The following is a 16,459-nucleotide window of genomic DNA, read 5'->3' on the forward strand; positions in this document are numbered from 1 at the left end:
ATGTACCTTGCTTCCCTCCAACCCCTCACCACAGCTTACACCTACGGCAATGTGGCAGTTGACCCAACAGCAGTGATTGCACCAGGTGTCCTGCTCCAGGCAGACGAGGGCTGTAGGATTACTATTGGGGCAGGGGTATGTGTAGGGATGGGAACGATTATCCATGCCCACAAAGGGGACATAACGATCGGGTCTGGGGCAAACCTAGGGGCAGCAGTACTAGTGGTAGGGAAAGTAGAAATTGGGCAGGGGAGCTGCATTGGCACAGGGGCAACGATCTACAACATCGACATTGGCGCAGGGCAAATAATCCCCTCAGGGGCACTGATTACCCAGGAAACCCCTTCTCCCCCGTCGCAAGAAACTACAGCCCAAGAAGGTACGCCCCCTAGTGAACCTACTCCCACTGCCCAGATTGAAACAGAAGTACGCCAAGTGCAGCAGGGAGTCTCCTATGGACAGATGCAGCTAAATCGTCTGATGGTCAAAATCTTTCCCCATCGGCAGCCTAGTTCCTAACGCTTTTGCCAATCGCGTTCAATTTCTTCCGCTACCCGTCTGTAATCTGACTCTGCTTCCTTAGCATTCTTACCCCGCCATTGCAGGATCGATTTTCCCTCTAGGGCAGCCCGTTCGTGGGCTTTGTAGGCACGCACAAAGGCATGACAGGCGGGAATACCGACGGACATCAGTGTATTCTGGGCTTCTAGGGCTTCAGCAAGACTGCGGGGATCAACTCGAGTCAGTAACACTCTGTGGGCAACCCCAGCGGGCAAAACAGAAGATTTAACGGTTTCAATCAACGCCGCCAAGTCCATCGGCGCAGGGGGGGTCGGCAACAACAAATAGTGGGAGAGTTTAACTACCGTCGCTAAGGTGTGGGAGCCAAGGTTAGGGGGAGTATCAATCACAAGTAGGTCATATTCCCTAGTGGTTGTTATGTCCTGCAGACGCTCCCGATCGGTTATTGCCACCAAATCAAAACCTATGTCTAATTCCGATCGTTTTACCCACCAATGGGAAGAACGCTGGGGGTCAGTATCGACCAACAACACCCGTCTGGTTTCGCCAAAGATAGCTGCCAGATTGACTGACGTAGTAGTTTTTCCTACTCCTCCTTTACCGTTGACAATGGCTAAGATGTGCACAGATGTTAAGAGGGCAATGTAGAGTTTATTCAAAATTGTGGCACTAATCGTTACATCCAACTACAGTTAGACTTACTTAATGTGCACAAGGAAGATAGTTTTGGGGTCAGTGGCAAACTGGCAAACTTCACCGTAGATTTTACGGGGAGAATTACTACCGCAGTGCAAAGAGGAGACCATAGCATCGTACTCTGCCTGAGAAAGGACCTGGGCATGAATACCATAGCGTTCTAGCTTGACATAGCCCCAAAACCAGTTGTTATAGATGTACTTAGGTACAAGTATACCTATGAGAGGGAACTTTTTTTCCACTAATTTCACCTCTGGCGCACTCTTTTGTATGCCGTGGAGAATTAAGACATCGTTATCCTTGAATCCCAAGGATAGCAAATCTGTGGATATGTTAGTGTACAGTATGTTGTCAAATCTCTCTTGAAATCTAAGTGCATTTGCATAAGATATACAGATGACGAAACAAAAAGCAATTGGGATAACTACCAACCAAGAGAGTGGTTTTAGCCTGTGTGACAAGAATACATAGCAGCAGTTTCCCAATAGAATAACTCCAGCAAAACCAATAAAAAGACGGGGATTGTGTAAAGGATATTTTAAGAAAGACAGAATGCCAAAGGAAAAGAAAAATACGACGAAGGGAATAAGCAACAACATAGTTGATAGTAGAAATACGATTCCTCTATTGAGTCTTAGTTTGAATAATCTAATCGTAGCCCATAGGTTAGCGAGAGTAGAAGTGACTAGGATTGGATACAGGAGCCAATTAGAAATACCCTTCAAGCTGGAGTAAATGTGTCCGACAAAGTCCAGGGCATTTTTAATAATTTGAGTTAACGAGCTATTAGGATCAACAGTTTGGCTATACGTCATACTATATTCTCCTGCTAGAAGGGGCTTAGCTATCAGGAAGTAGTAGATAGTATATGAGATGAGAACATTAGCTAAGAAAGAGATCAGCAGCAGTAAGTTTGATTTAATAGTTTCCTTGGTAATATCAGAGATTAAAAAGTTAGACATAACGTAGATTAACACAAAACTAAATGCCAGGTTCATAGAAACCTGATACAGGCAAAGGGAAGCATTAATACATGCTACCAGTATGAGCTGCCATATTAGAAAACTATGTATCTTATAATCATTCTTGAGAAAAGCAAAGGGAACTGCTAATACTAGAACTGATAGACCCATTGGTAGTGAATCATACTGGTAGGATAGATTTTCTAGGAAAAAAGGGTTTAGAGCAACAATAAAGTGGTAGACCCTCTATTTGAGGCATAATCGATCGGCATAGAACTAAACCTGCTATACCTGTTGCTATTGCGCCCAATATCTGTGGCAGAGGATAAATGTTTTGTAGTGGCGTTCCACCCGCAAGCATTTGCATAACTAATGAAGCCAAGGGTCTAGCGTTGTTATCCCAGCCGGAGTAACCATACATTGATCGACCCATGTCATCGATATAAAGAACATTAGCAGAGAGGATTGGCATTACATACAAAACTGAGAGGAGTGCCACTACCCCAATGTCTATTTTGTTAAACTTTGATAAACACATAGAAATTTTGGCTCAAATTACAGTAATACTAACATACTCACAGATTACGCTCAATACCAATAATTCTGGAAGGCAGTTGCAAGGGAAAAACCACGGCTGGAAAATGTTACTCTAAACCCTGTGAATCTAAAAAACTAACTCTGTACTAACTAAACTGAGATAGCTGGACAGAGACAATAGTGTTGCGTCTTGATACAAGACTTAACCTTCCTCCACCCCAAAATTACCACATAGCGACTTAATGGCTTGCACAGTCACATAGCACACTTTTTCCAGGTATTGGTTGTATAACCTGTACCGCTATATCTGCACTACCCCTTCATTACTTAACTTACATCTATCAGATTAGTTGCTAGATAAAATGCACTCTTACGCCGAATACCACACCCACTAATCCATGGATACTTGCTCTGTAACTTTCAACCTTCATAACAAATTGTTGTTCTGTCTGACACAAAGCGAGGATGAACTTATAGCTAGCAAAGCCTCTATACGTCACAGCAAAGTGGCTGGTAGTTAAGTTTTACCTGCTGGCAATTTGGTAGTCAGATGAATTACTAGGGAGTTGGTAGTGTAAGGACTGACCAAGTTTGAATTCAACTTTATGTTGTGTTACCTTAACAAATGTACTAGTATTTACACGGATGTTTGGTAGCTTAAGCTTTGGGAAAATATGACCCGTTGAACAGGGACTGCCGCTGAAGATAGGGATTTAGGTAAGTGTTGGGTTGAGAGTAATCATTGGTAGACAAGGCTGGGAATAAAGACTGACAGTTTTGGGAAAATGCTTTAGCAAAGAGCGTAAGTTTTCTACTTTTCTTTGTGGTCGGCGTGGATTTTACGCCTTGTTCTTGTAGGTATCGACAATCATTACATATTATTGACTCAATTGCTGCAGTTCTCTCCCAACTTTCACTATCACGATTTCCTCTGCCTGAGTTACCTTTGTAGATCAGAAAAGCACTGAGTTTGGTTCAATCATTGCCAAGCAAGTCTTGGAGTAAACAATGGATGAATTGCACAAGATGTCCCTTTGCCTGTTTGGATTTAAGGTGATTCCTACACCCTTTTGGGGTTCAAGGGTCATACAACCCCTTAATTATTTATTCTACGATTAGTTGGTTGCTAGTGTCAAAAGTGACAGTAAAGGTAGCTACCCGATCGGGTTTAATATCCTGGTTTTGTCGGCGCAGAGTTTCCAGGGGTAGTTCCTCCTGCATGCGGTTTAACACTTCTTCCGCCGCTTCTCCCAGTCTTTCTCTGGTCGCCGGTGTTTCTTTATAAGCAACTATCCTACCATTTTGGTCAACCGTCACTTGGTAGGTAAGAGGCACATCAAAGGTACGAGCATTAACCCAGGTGTCATTGAGGAGAGCGAGTAAATCCTCACGCAGTTTTTCCAGCTCTTCTACATTGGTAATTGGTTGGGGGGGAACAACAGGGGTGGGAAGAGGACTGACAGGGGTGGGTAGGGGAGGAGGTTCTTGACGTTTTGGTTCGGGAATGGGCACAAACCACAGAGCTAAAGCTACAGCCAATACACTGGTAATACCAACCACAGCAGGAACAGCAGGACTGACAGGAGTGACAGGCGGTCTCAGCTCCGGTAGGGCAATCACCACATCAGGTAGGGTTTGGGTATCTAGGCACAATTGATCGAGGGCTTCCATCAAATCAAATAACTGCACTCGATCGAGGTCTAGTTCTATTTCCCCATCCTCTGTAGTTATGTGCAGGTGGTATTGGTAACCCTGGGGCGTAATTTTAATGTGGTCGTGATGATACTCGGTTACATCCCCGCTGAGCAACTGCTGACAAAAATAACTAACCCCCTGGACTAGATAGGTAAGCAATTCTTTCCCGCCGCTGATTTCCTTACCCCCCACCTGACAACTAAAACGGGTCAGGAGGGTCATTTGCTGGTCATCCGTTGTACTTAGTCCCTCCAGGAGGAGGGCGCAACTAGGAGTAATGTAAGACCGCTGTAACACTATTCGACTGCCCCATCCATCAAACTATGCCACAGACGCTGTTCCCCCCCACTGCCACTGATAAAAAATAGTTCTACTAATAATTGCAATGCCATCTCCCTCCCCTCTGCTGGGGATAACTTAGTGCGCATGCGGTGGGCATAGAGTTCTTGGAACCGATCGATGTAAAAGTCCACATACCCCTGATTCTGTTGTATGCCTAGGGACTCCAGTTTCCCCTCCAGTTGTTGTTGGTAGGTGGTCACCAGAAAGCGTAGGACAGTGTGTAGTTGTCGCGCTACCTGACACACAATCGCTACTAAAGCTTTGGCTTCTTCCCATTGTAGGAAACCCCTTTGGTAGGACTTGCGTAGGGGATTAGTGTTGCGCAACCGCCAGAAAGCCACCCGATGCGGTACCCACTTTTCCAGCCCCAATTCCTGCACTGCCGTTAACAATACCTCCACTGCTTCCAGGTGTAATGCCTCAAAAGCCGTCATCATGTTATCCAAATGCATTGCCACCGATCGGGGACAACGGGGGAGTAGGTCTGTGGGCACCTCCAGGGGCATCAGGCTTGCCGTGAGTAGAACTCAACAACTAGTAGCTCATTGACGTTTAGGGCTACCCATTCCCGCTCAATCACACCGTTTACCTTGCCTATCAATTTCGTCTTATCTAATTCCAAATGACTAGGAATGTTGGCCAGCCCAGGGTATTCCAAATTTTGCTGCACAAGTTGGCGCGATCGTTCGTTTTCTCTCACCCCAATTATATCGCCAGGGCGACAGCCGTAGCTAGGAATGGTGACAATGCGGTTATTGACAGTGATATGTCCGTGACTAACTAACTGGCGGGCGGCGGGAATTGTAGGAGCCATTCCCAAACGGAAGACCGTGTTATCTAGGCGCATCTCCAGGAGTTGCAGGAGTACTAACCCCGTAGAACCCTTGACGCGGCGTGCTCGTTTGACGTACCGCAGGAGTTGTCTTTCACTCAGACCGTAATTGAACCGTAACTTTTGTTTTTCCTCTAGGCGGATAGCATATTCTGATTTCTTCTTGCGGTTCTGCCCATGTTGCCCTGGTGGATAGGGGTGTTTGGGCTGCTTGCGCGTTAAGCCTGGTAAATCCCCCAAGCGGCGGACAATCCTTAACCGTGGTCCCCGATACCGAGACATGAATTTCCTTGCAAAAATCTACAGCCTTTCTAGTATAAAGTTAGGTAGGTTGTCAACGCAAATATTTTTTGTATACTCCCCCCCTTGCCCGCCTGATTGAACAGCTACAACGGCTGCCAGGGATTGGACCCAAGTCAGCCCAGCGGTTAGCTCTCTATTTACTGTCCCGCCCCGAGGAGGAAGTGACGGCTCTAGCTCAGGCTATCCTGGAGTGCAAGGAAAGGGTGGGGCACTGCCAAGTGTGTGGTTATCTTTCCGTTGACCCTGTATGCGAGATTTGCCGTAACCCCGATCGGGATGACTCTACCATCTGTGTGGTCTGCGATAGCCGCGATGTGATTGCCCTGGAAAAAACACGGGAATACTGGGGCAAGTACCATGTGTTGGGGGGGGTAATTTCCCCCATGCAGGGGATCGGTCCTGACCAGTTAAATATCCAGACGTTGGTGCGGCGGGTAGCCCAGGGGGGAGTCAAAGAGGTGATTCTGGCTATCAATCCCACAGTGGAGGGGGAAACAACGACTTTCTATGTGGGCAAGTTACTCAAGGAATTTACCAAGGTGACGCGCATTGCCTTTGGCATTCCCATGGGGGGAGATTTGGAATACGCTGATGAAATGACCCTGATTAAAGCGATCGAGGGCAGGCAGGAGTTAAAATAGCGGAGTGTTTGGAGAACGGGTGTGGATTTTCAGTCAGTCATCCTCACATTGCAAAATTACTGGAGCGATCGGGGTTGCCTCATTGCCCAACCCTACGACATGGAAAAGGGAGCCGGCACTATGAATCCCCATACTTTTTTACGCGCGATCGGTCCTGACCCCTGGCATGTAGCTTATGTGGAACCCTGTCGCCGCCCCACGGATGGACGCTATGGCGAAAACCCCAACCGTCTCCAGCATTATTACCAGTTCCAAGTGTTGTTGAAGCCTTCCCCCGATGATGTCCTAGAGCAATACCTAGACAGTTTGAAGGTGTTGGGCATTGACCCCGCTGACCATGACATTCGGCTTGTAGAAGATGATTGGGAATCCCCCACTTTGGGAGCCTGGGGTGTGGGCTGGGAAGTATGGCTTGATGGCATGGAAGTTACCCAGTTTACCTATTTTCAGCAGGCGGGGGGTCTTGACTGCCGTCCGGTGTCCGTAGAAATTACCTATGGTTTAGAGCGGTTGGCAATGTACCTGCAGGGAGTGGATTCGATTTTTGATATTGTCTGGCGGGGCAACATCACCTATGGTCAAGTACACCATCGCAATGAGGTGGAGCAGAGCTACTACAACTTCGGCAGCAAGGGACAAAACAACCAACGACTGTTCCAGCTCTTCCAGGAATATGAGATGGAGGCGCAGGAGCAAATCAAGGCGGAACTACCCCTGCCTGCTTTTGACTACGTTTTGAAGTGCTCCCATACCTTCAACCTCCTGGACGCTAGGGGTGTAATCTCCGTCACGGAACGCACTCGGTATATCGCCCGCATCCGCCAGCTTGCCCGCCAAGTCGCCAAACTCTACCTAGAATCTAGCAGTACTGGCTGACATCTTCCCCACACTCATCGGCCAAGTAGGACAGGGAACGGAAACGTAAGCCTATGAGTTGGTCATAGAGGGGATTTAATTTACACATGGCGGGAATATGCATGATCTTTTTGCCAAATAAAATTACATCCCGTTCAAACGGACACTGGGCGGGAATCACACGGCACAAAAAGTGAGCTAGGCGGCGGTCTTTGATTTCTAAACGATCGAGCCAATTTTTCACAGGGGTAAGAACGTCATGTTCTACTCCCAGGGGATTGTTGAGATGGGCACGTAACTCAACCATTTCCTTCATCTCCTGCCCAAGGGCACTAGCGTACTGGTGGATTAATTGATCCTCCGTGTCTGAGTATTCCCCATCTACCATCGCCATCATTACCGCTGTGCGCAGAAAATGTTGCGCTAAGTTGTCGTCTTTGCCAAAGGCAGTGGCCAATTCAGTGGGGGAGATAGGACAAAGTAATCGGGGATCGTCACTCTCTAGATGTTCGGACTGTTGTAACTTCTGTAAAAGTTCCTGCTCGTCTTGGGTGAATTTACCATCTGCTAGAGCAACACTGAGTAATCCCCGTAGCCAAGCGGTCATCTGGGTTGGTGTGTAGGTAGTCATAGCCCCCTTTTGCGCACCTCTAGCATCCTACTACCTTCTCTGATGCACGCCAATATTTGTTAGAAATTTCCTTGGATTTTCCCTACAATCATAACAAAATTACTATAGTTCCACCCGGCAGAGAGGTTATGTCCGCTACGTTAAAGGTTCCTGCTAGTTCGCTGCGCCGCGTCAAAACAGCTATGGAAAAGGTCGGCATTTCCAGTCAAAAAGCTCTAGCAGAGGCAGTGGGCATCTCTCTGTACAAAGTGCGGGAGTTCATGGCGGGCAGACCGATCGATGCTACTACTTTTATTCAAATTTGCGAGAAGCTGGAATTGGATTGGCAAAAGTTGACTAGGGTTTCTCCCGCTAAAGCAGAGGGGATTCTAGGTAAAGAAGCTGCTCCCCCTGCGTCACCACCAGCGCTGGTTCCCCCGCCTACGCCTAAACGATCGGTCATTCCCCGTCTCGCTTCCCATCTGTTTCGCGCCAATTTGCCTCAGGAGGTCGCTCCCCCTTCTCCCCTAGAGGAAACAGTACCCAATGCAACGTTAGACACACCGAGCGAGGAGCACGCCGCCGTGCACCAAAGCTTGCCCGCCCCAGTAGAAACTCCCCCTTTATCAATATCGGAGGAAGCTGTACCCACGGTAGTTATCACTGCCCCTACCTCCCCTCCACCGATCGAGGAGCAACCAGAACCCAGGGTGGTCATTACTGCTGACAGCCCAACTGCACCAATGGCGGAGAAGACTGTACCAACGGTGGTCATCACCGCAGATGTCCCTGCTGCGCCAAGCGAAGAGCTTGCCCCACCCATCCCGATCGTGGAGAAAACGGCAGCAACGGTCGTGATTACTCCCACCGTACCCCCTGCTCAGAACATAGAAATTGAACCGCCTACCTTTACCATCGCTGCAACCCCCAGTGTAGAGGAAATGATTGTCACTGAGGAGGGGAATCTGCCGGTCATTGAACCCGTTGTACCCCACCGTGAACCCCCGATCGATTGGGCAAGTATCTTGGAGGGAGCACGCACGCTGGTAGCAAACGCTCAGTGGGAAGAGTTAGCCCAGGTACTGCAAAGGTTTGACTTGAGCCAGACCCATCTCTACGACTTATTTCTGGAATTGGCGGAATCCCTACTACCTCCCCATTGGCGGCAGGGTGGTCGGCGGGTATCTGACCCCATCTTGCACGGGTGGATACTGGCTCTCGCGGGTATAGTCGCTCATTACTTAGAACTTTATCCCCAAGCCCTCGCCTACCTCGAACTTGCCCTCAAATTGGTCAAGCAATATCCCGATCGTGCCTTGGAATTGCAATGTTTTAAGGGCTTAGCCCAGCTGCATTACGCTTTGGCTAACTATCAAGCTGCCATTAGCTACTATCAGCAGTACTATGATCTAGCAGAACTAGAAGACCGATTCCAGGAACAAGCCCAAGTTCTACACCAACTAGGCAACATCTACTTTGCCCTGCGCCAGTATCGGACAGCTATCGGTTATTATCAGCAGTTTCTGAACCACACTGCCGCGGAACTCCTGGAAACTGAAACCCATAAAACCCTCTACAACATAGGTGCTTGCTATATCAATCTCAAACAGTACGAACAAGCTATCAATCACCTGCAAAAACTGGCTAGTCTGGGGCAAGATGAACCCACCCAACAAGCTCGCACTAACTTGCAACTGGGACTAGCCTACGCAGGACTGGGATTGCACCACACTGCCCTGGAATATCTAGAAAGAGCACGCTCCCTGGCAGCTCCTCTCAACTACCCCCACTTAGATATGCAGATATGGCGCGGTCTGACCTTGAGCTATCTAGGTCAAAATAACTACAGCCAAGCCGATCGGTATGGCAGAAAATGGCTAACTTTGGCAAAGTTGATAGGCGATCGGGACGAACAAGTTAGAGCTATCTATTATCTGCGGCGGGTAAACCGAACATCGGCTTAGGGAAATTCTGTCTAAATGGACACAAACGTCATCTTGTCAAGGGGTTATTATACTTATTAACAAGACTTTACAAATTGGAGGTAAGACTATGGGTATACCGTTAGAGCTAACCCTTGAGCAGGAGTTCAACCTGAAAGTCTATGAAGAACAGGTGAAGAAGCTCACCCTGGAGCAGTCCCAAGAATTTGTCCTAGAGCTATTGCGGCAGCTGATGATCAAAGACAATGTGATCAAGCACCTGCTGAAGCAGACAATCTAGGAGTTCTTTGACTGCCCTACGCGGGGTGGGAGCAGTCTTTTTTTTACAAGTGGTTAAATCGCCACCATAGCAGACCCCCAGATCAGGCAACCAGCGAGAAAGTAAAGACAAAGTGGAAAAAGAGCTTGACGACGCGGTCAAGAACAAAAATTAGGTACCTGTAGCAACAAGCAACCCACGAGAAATCAGGAAACTGGTTTGCGGAGTCTATGCAGTCGGGACGATAGTCAGGGGGGCATTTGCTAATCCCTACTCCCTAGGTCAACCGCTCAATTGCAAACGAAAGGAAACAGATAAACTAACCAGGGAAGGGAAGGAAAAAGCCCAAAATGACAACTCCAACAAATTCATTTGCCGTTAATGTAGGAACTCCTAACAATTCAGCAATTAACCTATTCCCCAGGATCGTAATTCTGATGTGTCATAGACAAACCTGACATCAAGATGCACCAGGTTCGGTGAGCAGCATAACACCAACCCGATAATCAAAGCTACTAACTGTCCCGATTGCACAGAGTTTTGGCAACTACAGCGAATGTCGCCTATCTGAGTTATTAATCAATGAGTTACATCTATCGGCACAGGTACCCCTAGGCTGCAACCAGCTCTGGTGAGTAACCAATCGAAAGATGATAGTTTGTTTAGTTCATACCGTTAAATTTGATAGGTGTAGATTATTTAGGTTGTCTAAAGTGCCGTTGGCTCTAAATTTTGCAAAAAGCCCCGCAGAAGTGACTAGCCCTATGCAAAACTCTAAACCCCCTACTACATTCTTTCTTTGGTAGCATCAGGATAAGCTCTGGGTGGTCAATAAATTGATGACCCCAATTGTTACTATTATGCCATACCCTATTGATTGACCAAGACGGTATATTGTCTGATGGGATCAAAAGCAAGGCGGATAGTTTGGTGGAGACTTTCTTTGATGTCTTCTATGTGGGTAATGATCAGGACTTGCTCAAACTGTTGTTCTAAACCATAGAGTAGTTGCAAGACGTTTTCTCGTCGATTTTGATCCAAGGAACCAAATACTTCATCTAAAATTAACAGCGAAAAGGGCTGTCCTGTGCGTTCTGTAATCATTTGGGAAATGGCTAATCTCAAACACAGGTTGACAATATCCTCTTCTCCCCCGGAGATAACGGGCTTGCTTTCCCCTTGGGATTTGACAATCACTTGATATTTGTCATCTAGCTCCAGTCCGTCATATCTACCATCGGTCAACTGCTGCAGAAAATAACTAGCAGTCTCTGCTAGCCTCGGTCGGATTTGTTTAGTCAGATATTCCCGCAGTTCCGTAAAGGCTTGGTCTAATTCTTTCAAGGTGAAGTATTCAATCCCGATCACTTTTCTCTGCTCTTGCAATCTCTGGTATTCTGTCTGCTGTTGCTGTAGTTCCTGGAGCTGCTGTTGATAGAGGTGCAAACGCTCTTGGGTAGTTTGGTATTGGGTATTAAGCTTTTGGTAGAGGTCTTCTGTGGCTTGGAATTGCTGCTGGCGTTGGCGAAATTCGGCTTCCCTGTAGTCAAGGCTAGTCACCTGTTGCTGTAGTTGCTCTATTTCCTGTAGGACTGTTTGCCAATCCCCTTGTTTTTGCTCTAGTTGTTCTACCACTTTCCGAAAGTGCCCAGGGGTTTGCGATAGTTTGAGGAATGTTTCATACTGGGGACGCAGTTGCTGTAGCTGCTCTTGCACAAATTGATAATGATCGGGGTCAAAGGTTACGGGTTCCTGCTGTTGCCCTAACTCTTGCAGTTCTTTTTGTTTTTGAGCAAGCTGCTTGTGTAATATCTCTCTCTTACTCAGGTCTTGAGCAAGACTTTTTTGCCGATTTTGTCCCGCCTGTAACTGGGATTGTAAGTCCGATCGGGCTGTCTCTAGTGCTAAGATCGGTTCTGGTTTTACTTGCAGTTTTCTTAGCTGCTGTTGCCAAGTTTGTAGGTGCTGTTCACATTCCTGGATATGCCTAGCGAAGTGATGTATCACTGTCTCGTACTCTTCCCTTAGAGGGCGTTCGCAGGTGGGACAAATTCCCTCTGCTCCAGCAGCTAAGATTGTCTGTTGTTGTTTTTTGAACCGCTCTAGGGTTTGTTTTTCTGTTTTAATCTGTGCCTGCAGGTCTGCTTGCTGTTGTTGCCACTCTAGGATGGCTGCATTGATCTGCACTGCAAGATGATCAATCTGTTGTTGGTAGTTTGTCAGTTCCGCAGTGAGGTTTTGGAGTTCTAGTTCGATCGGTAGCAGTAGCTCAATTTCTGCGGTGATTTCTGTAATCTCCTGTTGTAATTTTTGATATTTCTCCTTCGTTTGTCTTGCTCTTAAAAAGGATTCGTACTGTGATTGTAGGGTTTGATATTCCGTTTGCATGTCTTGGTAATGTAATGCTAGGGATTGCAGCTGCGAGAATTGCTCTAGTTCCGTTTCTAATTTGTGCCTGTCTGCCTGTAATTGCTCTATCTCAGCGGTTAACTGTTGGGCCCGTTGCTGATTGGTCTCTAGTTTGTGCTGTAATTGCAAAAAGTGGGTGCGCCGATCGTTGATCTCCTGCCACCGTTTCTGCTCTTGCTCCCGTTGTTTTGTTATTTCTGTTAACTGTTGTTGGACTGCCTGCAATTCCGCCGTGGCTGTAGCTAATTGTTGCTGTTGCCGCTGGAGGCGCTCTTCCAGTCCCGCTAAAGCTTGTAATTGTCCCTCTATGTTGTCCTTTTGTCTTTCTGTTTGCTTGATGTCATATCTAAGGGTATTAGGTTTGTCCGCTTTGCCCTGCACTTCCTCAATCCTTTCGTAGCCCAGCATTCTGGCAATGAATCTTTCTCTATTTGCTCCCCCCTCGATCGCTCCTAAAAATTGCAATTCCTTTTGCCCTGTGAAATAGCTGTTGAAAAATTCTTGGTAGTTCATGCGCAGAAGCTGTTCCAGTTTTTCATCTACTCCTTTAACGGAAGTAGCAATTAGCTGACCCTCTTGCCACAGTTGAGCTTCACTTCTGTTGCCTTGGCTGCGTTGAATACGATAGCTATGTTGCTGCCAGATAAACTCTAAATCTACTACTACTTCCGCCTTGCCAGGGGCATAACGCCAAATCAACGTGTCTTTACTGCCTCGTAAAACTCCTGGTTTGTTGCCGTAAAATGCCCAAGCGATCGCCTCTAAGATTGTACTCTTGCCCGCACCATTGTCTCCCAATATCCCCGTCAAACCCTGCCCAAACTGTATGTAAGTGTCTCTGTGTTGGCGGAAGTTTTGCAGATGCAGCGATACAAGAAACATAGTTCATTAATCAATCGGCTCCTTCCTTACCAAAGAGATTGCGACGGGAAGCTTCCAGTTTTTCCCACAGGTCTTTGATCTGCTCGTAGGCTTCTAGGGGCGTGATTTTACCACTGTTTTCTAGAGCACAGATAATCCCTACCCGTCCCGCAAATTCCTGGAGGTTGGCATCAAGCAGCAGATTCTCTGGTGTAAATTCGCCGCGAAATGGTCTTTGGGGGTATAAAAATTCGTCTTTGTTGGGTGTTGGTGCCACTAGCTTGCCTCTGTCCCTAACAGGGCTTTGGTGCGACGCGTCAGACGAGCTTTGCGCCGATTGCCAGTATTGCGGTGTATCACCCCCGTCTTCACTGCTCGATCGATTTTGCTAAATGCCAGGGCTAGGCGCCGATCGAGGTCTGCTTTGTTTTCGTCGGTGGGGTTGGCTTTATATAATTCCAGGGCACGGAGGTAGTTTTTAGTCAAGGTGGCAATGGCTGACTTGTAGGACTTGTTGCGGAGGCGATTCCGCTCTGCTATCTTGGCTTTTTTGGCTGCCGACTTGATGTTTGCCATGAAAAGTCTTGGAAAAGTGCATACATTATTCTAACATAGGGTAATGAATTGCACAAAAATTTATGGATGCATTCAGCTCATTTCCCCCCCCTTGGACGGCAGCGGCAAAACATGGGGTTGATTTTACCTGCCCTAGCTGTGGTCGGAGTTCCCGTGCCGCTAAGGATGTGTGGATTAACCGCCGCTCGCCTCTGTATCGGGATAATCGCCGCGTGTGGCAGGAGTTTTATCTCTGTGAGTGTGGCACAGCTTGGTGGGGTTGGAATGATGAACGCCCCCCTTCGCCTTTGGTCATTGAGTTGCGGGAGGAGTGAATGCTAAAAAACGATCGGTGGATTATCGAACAGGCAAAGCAGGGGATGATTGACCCCTTTGAACCGTCTTTGGTATCTGAGGTGGAGGGACGTAAGGTAGTCAGCTATGGTCTTTCCAGTTACGGTTATGATGTGCGCCTGGCTCCCAACGACTTCCGTATTTTTCGCCATATCCCTGGCACGGTCGTCAATCCCAAAAATTTCAATCCCCAAAACCTAGAATCTGTCCCCCTACAACGGGACGAGTACGGGGAGTTTTTTATCATTCCTGCCAATTCCTACGGTTTGGGAGTCTCCCTGGAACGTCTGTGTATTCCCCCTAACATCACGGTCATTTGTATCGGTAAATCGACGATGGCACGCTGCGGCATTATTGCCAATATCACTCCCGTTGAAGCTAGTTGGCACGGCTTTCTCACCCTGGAATTTAGCAATTCTTCCAGTGCTGATTGTCGTATCTACGCCAATGAAGGAGTAATCCAACTCCTGTTTTTCGAGGGGGAACCCTGCCAAACAACTTACGCCGATCGTAAGGGGAAATATCAGAATCAGCCCCAGGCTGTCACCTTTGCCCGTTGAGGTATGCCTCCAGTTGGCTGAGGGTGTCGCGGTGCCCTTGGACTAGTACATGGTCGTTGCGGGTGATAATTTGTACCTGTTCTAATTTCTGTGCCCCCCGCCAGTAAAACCAGCCCGCTAGGGGCGCTCCCCCCACTAGTAGGTAAAGACTATTCCCCCCTTCAGGGAGCAGAAAGGAGAGCACTAGACTAAGACAGAGAAGCCCGATCGCTGCCAGTACTGTTAAAAATAGGGCTAATCCCACACTGCCCTTAATTTTGCCCTCCAGAATGACCATATCCCGATCGGGGTCAATTGCCTTTATGCGGTAACCTAATTGCAGCAGGTAATCCCGCAGGGGTGGGACAAGTTGAGGGTCAGATAGCGCCAGTTCAGCCCTACGCTCCTTCACGGAACCTGCCACAAAGAAGACTAAGCCCACTAAGAGCAGGAAAGTCAATACCAGGGTGGAATAATAACTGAGTTCGCTCACAGGGATTTGACAGTTTCAAAGAAGAAGCGGACGTTTTCTTCGGGGGTGGTGGAGAGTACCCCGTGCCCCAAATTCATAATATGTCCTTTTCCTCCTGCTTGCTCTACCACTAGCTCAATCTGTGCCCGAATGTAATCTTGGGGAGCAAACAAAATACAGGGGTCAAGGTTACCCTGCACGGCGATATTTTCCCCCAGTCGCTGGCGCGCTTCCTTCATGTTTACCATCCAATCCAGACTGATCACATCCACCCCCGTCTGGGCCATGCGTTCCAAAATGCCAGCACTGCCGCAAATATAGAGAATGAGGGGAACATCGGGATAACGATCGTGGACATAATCAACAATCTGTTTGGTATAGGGCATGGCAAAGGTTTCGTATTCCGTCGGTGCCAGATTCCCTGCCCAGGAGTCAAATAGCTGGACAGCCTGTGCCCCAGATTCAATTTGGTAGCAAATATAAATAGCAATATTTTCCGCCAGGATGGAGAGAAACTTGTGCAGCAGTTGGGGGTTCTGGTAGGACATGGATTTGATCATGACAAAGTCTTTAGAACTTTTCCCCTCGATGGCATAGGCAGCTAACGTCCAGGGAGCACCGACAAAACCTAACACCACTGCTTGGTCTTTCACTTCCTGTCTGAGGGTGCGCAATATCTGCTTGATGAATGGCAAAGATTCATTGGGTTTGAGGGTGTAGAGACGATCGACCTGTTCTTTCGTGCGAATCGGGGGGTCAATAATTGGTCCGCGGCTTTCAATTATGTCAAATTCAATCCCCATACCAGGGAGAGGGGTCAGTATGTCGGAAAACATGATCACCCCGTCGGGATGAAAAGCATGAAAGGGCTGCAGGGAAATCTCCACCGCGATGTCGGGATTCTCCGAGCGTTGCCTAAAGTCAGGATAGCGCTCCCTCAGTTCCCGATAGGCTTGCATGTACCTTCCCGCTTGCCGCATCATCCACACCGGCGGACGGTCTAAGGTTTCTCCCCGCGCTGCCCGCAATAACCGATCGTTACCCCCCATTCTTAAAATATTCCTCTATTTAC

General features: G+C 47.8%; 18 protein-coding genes. 7 read left to right on the forward strand and 11 right to left on the reverse strand.

The genetic code is table 11. From position 1 onward, the window contains the following. Window positions 1-519 (forward strand): hypothetical protein, encoded by a 519-nt coding sequence (locus NZM01_05145; GenBank protein ID MCS6959415.1) that lies wholly within the window; start codon window positions 1-3, stop codon window positions 517-519. On the opposite strand, the gene NZM01_05150 is transcribed toward NZM01_05145, so the two are convergent. The 5 genes from NZM01_05150 to rpsD all read right to left on the reverse strand — a co-directional run bounded on the left by NZM01_05150 (window position 516) and on the right by rpsD (window position 5,868). Continuing rightward, a complete protein-coding gene (locus NZM01_05150; protein MCS6959416.1) occupies window positions 516-1,148 on the reverse strand; it encodes a ParA family protein in 633 nt (210 codons plus the stop codon). The two genes, NZM01_05145 and NZM01_05150, sit on opposite strands and share 4 nt — an antisense overlap. Window positions 1,149-1,220: 72 nt before the next feature. Next, window positions 1,221-1,529, reverse strand: coding sequence for a hypothetical protein (locus NZM01_05155; protein MCS6959417.1), 309 nt, complete (start codon window positions 1,527-1,529; stop codon window positions 1,221-1,223). Between the two features lie 2,292 nt (window positions 1,530-3,821). Next, complete coding sequence (locus NZM01_05160; GenBank protein MCS6959418.1) at window positions 3,822-4,709, reverse strand: DUF4335 domain-containing protein; 888 nt, start codon at window positions 4,707-4,709, stop codon at window positions 3,822-3,824. Further along, window positions 4,709-5,260, reverse strand: coding sequence for a DUF3038 domain-containing protein (locus NZM01_05165; GenBank protein ID MCS6959419.1), 552 nt, complete (start codon window positions 5,258-5,260; stop codon window positions 4,709-4,711). The genes NZM01_05160 and NZM01_05165 overlap by 1 nt, the downstream gene beginning before the upstream one ends. Then, window positions 5,260-5,868 (reverse strand): 30S ribosomal protein S4, encoded by a 609-nt coding sequence (gene rpsD, locus NZM01_05170; protein ID MCS6959420.1) that lies wholly within the window; start codon window positions 5,866-5,868, stop codon window positions 5,260-5,262. Before rpsD ends, NZM01_05165 begins: the two co-directional genes overlap by 1 nt. A gap of 68 nt (window positions 5,869-5,936) precedes the next feature. On the opposite strand from rpsD, the gene recR reads away from it, so the two are divergent. Both recR and glyQ read left to right on the forward strand, forming a co-directional pair. Beyond that, on the forward strand, window positions 5,937-6,530 hold the full coding sequence (gene recR, locus NZM01_05175; protein ID MCS6959421.1) for a recombination mediator RecR: 594 nt from the start codon (window positions 5,937-5,939) through the stop codon (window positions 6,528-6,530). A gap of 21 nt (window positions 6,531-6,551) precedes the next feature. Further along, a complete protein-coding gene (glyQ, locus tag NZM01_05180; GenBank protein MCS6959422.1) occupies window positions 6,552-7,406 on the forward strand; it encodes a glycine--tRNA ligase subunit alpha in 855 nt (284 codons plus the stop codon). On the opposite strand, the gene NZM01_05185 is transcribed toward glyQ, so the two are convergent. Further along, on the reverse strand, window positions 7,390-8,016 hold the full coding sequence (locus NZM01_05185) for a nitrogenase (protein ID MCS6959423.1): 627 nt from the start codon (window positions 8,014-8,016) through the stop codon (window positions 7,390-7,392). The two genes, glyQ and NZM01_05185, sit on opposite strands and share 17 nt — an antisense overlap. 128 nt (window positions 8,017-8,144) lie before the next feature. Here NZM01_05185 and NZM01_05190 point away from each other — a divergent pair, with 128 nt between their 5' ends. Beyond that, window positions 8,145-9,959, forward strand: a complete 1,815-nt coding sequence (locus tag NZM01_05190; protein ID MCS6959424.1) for a tetratricopeptide repeat protein — start codon at window positions 8,145-8,147, stop codon at window positions 9,957-9,959. A gap of 88 nt (window positions 9,960-10,047) precedes the next feature. Further along, a complete protein-coding gene (locus NZM01_05195) occupies window positions 10,048-10,218 on the forward strand; it encodes an NblA/ycf18 family protein (protein MCS6959425.1) in 171 nt (56 codons plus the stop codon). Window positions 10,219-11,067: 849 nt separating this feature from the next. Here the strand turns inward: NZM01_05195 and NZM01_05200 are convergent. The 3 genes from NZM01_05200 to rpsT are packed head-to-tail and all read right to left on the reverse strand — an operon-like array spanning window position 11,068 to window position 14,043. Continuing rightward, on the reverse strand, window positions 11,068-13,488 hold the full coding sequence (locus tag NZM01_05200) for an SMC family ATPase (protein MCS6959426.1): 2,421 nt from the start codon (window positions 13,486-13,488) through the stop codon (window positions 11,068-11,070). Between the two features lie 10 nt (window positions 13,489-13,498). Continuing rightward, window positions 13,499-13,744, reverse strand: a complete 246-nt coding sequence (locus NZM01_05205) for a hypothetical protein (GenBank protein ID MCS6959427.1) — start codon at window positions 13,742-13,744, stop codon at window positions 13,499-13,501. Next, the gene (gene rpsT / locus NZM01_05210; protein ID MCS6959428.1) at window positions 13,744-14,043 is read right to left on the reverse strand and encodes a 30S ribosomal protein S20; all 300 of its coding nucleotides are present in this window, start codon (window positions 14,041-14,043) and stop codon (window positions 13,744-13,746) included. Before rpsT ends, NZM01_05205 begins: the two co-directional genes overlap by 1 nt. Before the next feature lie 62 nt (window positions 14,044-14,105). Between rpsT and NZM01_05215 the strand changes: the two genes are divergently transcribed. Together NZM01_05215 and dcd are read left to right on the forward strand one after the other, a co-directional pair. Beyond that, window positions 14,106-14,357: a hypothetical protein gene (locus tag NZM01_05215; protein MCS6959429.1), complete on the forward strand. Its 252-nt coding sequence runs from the start codon at window positions 14,106-14,108 to the stop codon at window positions 14,355-14,357. Next, window positions 14,358-14,936 (forward strand): dCTP deaminase, encoded by a 579-nt coding sequence (dcd, locus tag NZM01_05220; protein MCS6959430.1) that lies wholly within the window; start codon window positions 14,358-14,360, stop codon window positions 14,934-14,936. On the opposite strand, the gene NZM01_05225 is transcribed toward dcd, so the two are convergent. Together NZM01_05225 and hemE are read right to left on the reverse strand one after the other, a co-directional pair. After that, a complete protein-coding gene (locus NZM01_05225) occupies window positions 14,920-15,408 on the reverse strand; it encodes a cofactor assembly of complex C subunit B (GenBank protein MCS6959431.1) in 489 nt (162 codons plus the stop codon). The two genes, dcd and NZM01_05225, sit on opposite strands and share 17 nt — an antisense overlap. Continuing rightward, a complete protein-coding gene (hemE, locus tag NZM01_05230; protein MCS6959432.1) occupies window positions 15,405-16,436 on the reverse strand; it encodes a uroporphyrinogen decarboxylase in 1,032 nt (343 codons plus the stop codon). The genes NZM01_05225 and hemE overlap by 4 nt, the downstream gene beginning before the upstream one ends. Window positions 16,437-16,459 lie beyond the last annotated feature (23 nt).

This window comes from Pseudanabaenaceae cyanobacterium SKYG29 (genome assembly GCA_025055675.1).
Lineage (GTDB): Bacteria > Cyanobacteriota > Cyanobacteriia > Pseudanabaenales > Pseudanabaenaceae > M5B4.

Excerpts from the sequence above, each read along its gene's own strand:
- NZM01_05165 (MCS6959419.1), bottom strand. The coding sequence starts at position 5,260 with ATGCCCCTGGAGGTGCCCACAGACCTACTCCCCCGTTGTCCCCGATCG.
- NZM01_05145 (MCS6959415.1), top strand. The coding sequence starts at position 1 with ATGTACCTTGCTTCCCTCCAACCCCTCACCACAGCTTACACCTACGGC.
- NZM01_05185 (MCS6959423.1), bottom strand. The coding sequence starts at position 8,016 with ATGACTACCTACACACCAACCCAGATGACCGCTTGGCTACGGGGATTA.
- rpsD (MCS6959420.1), bottom strand. The coding sequence starts at position 5,868 with ATGTCTCGGTATCGGGGACCACGGTTAAGGATTGTCCGCCGCTTGGGG.
- NZM01_05200 (MCS6959426.1), bottom strand. The coding sequence starts at position 13,488 with ATGTTTCTTGTATCGCTGCATCTGCAAAACTTCCGCCAACACAGAGAC.
- NZM01_05190 (MCS6959424.1), top strand. The coding sequence starts at position 8,145 with ATGTCCGCTACGTTAAAGGTTCCTGCTAGTTCGCTGCGCCGCGTCAAA.
- NZM01_05215 (MCS6959429.1), top strand. The coding sequence starts at position 14,106 with ATGGATGCATTCAGCTCATTTCCCCCCCCTTGGACGGCAGCGGCAAAA.
- hemE (MCS6959432.1), bottom strand. The coding sequence starts at position 16,436 with ATGGGGGGTAACGATCGGTTATTGCGGGCAGCGCGGGGAGAAACCTTA.
- dcd (MCS6959430.1), top strand. The coding sequence starts at position 14,358 with ATGCTAAAAAACGATCGGTGGATTATCGAACAGGCAAAGCAGGGGATG.
- NZM01_05195 (MCS6959425.1), top strand. The coding sequence starts at position 10,048 with ATGGGTATACCGTTAGAGCTAACCCTTGAGCAGGAGTTCAACCTGAAA.
- rpsT (MCS6959428.1), bottom strand. The coding sequence starts at position 14,043 with ATGGCAAACATCAAGTCGGCAGCCAAAAAAGCCAAGATAGCAGAGCGG.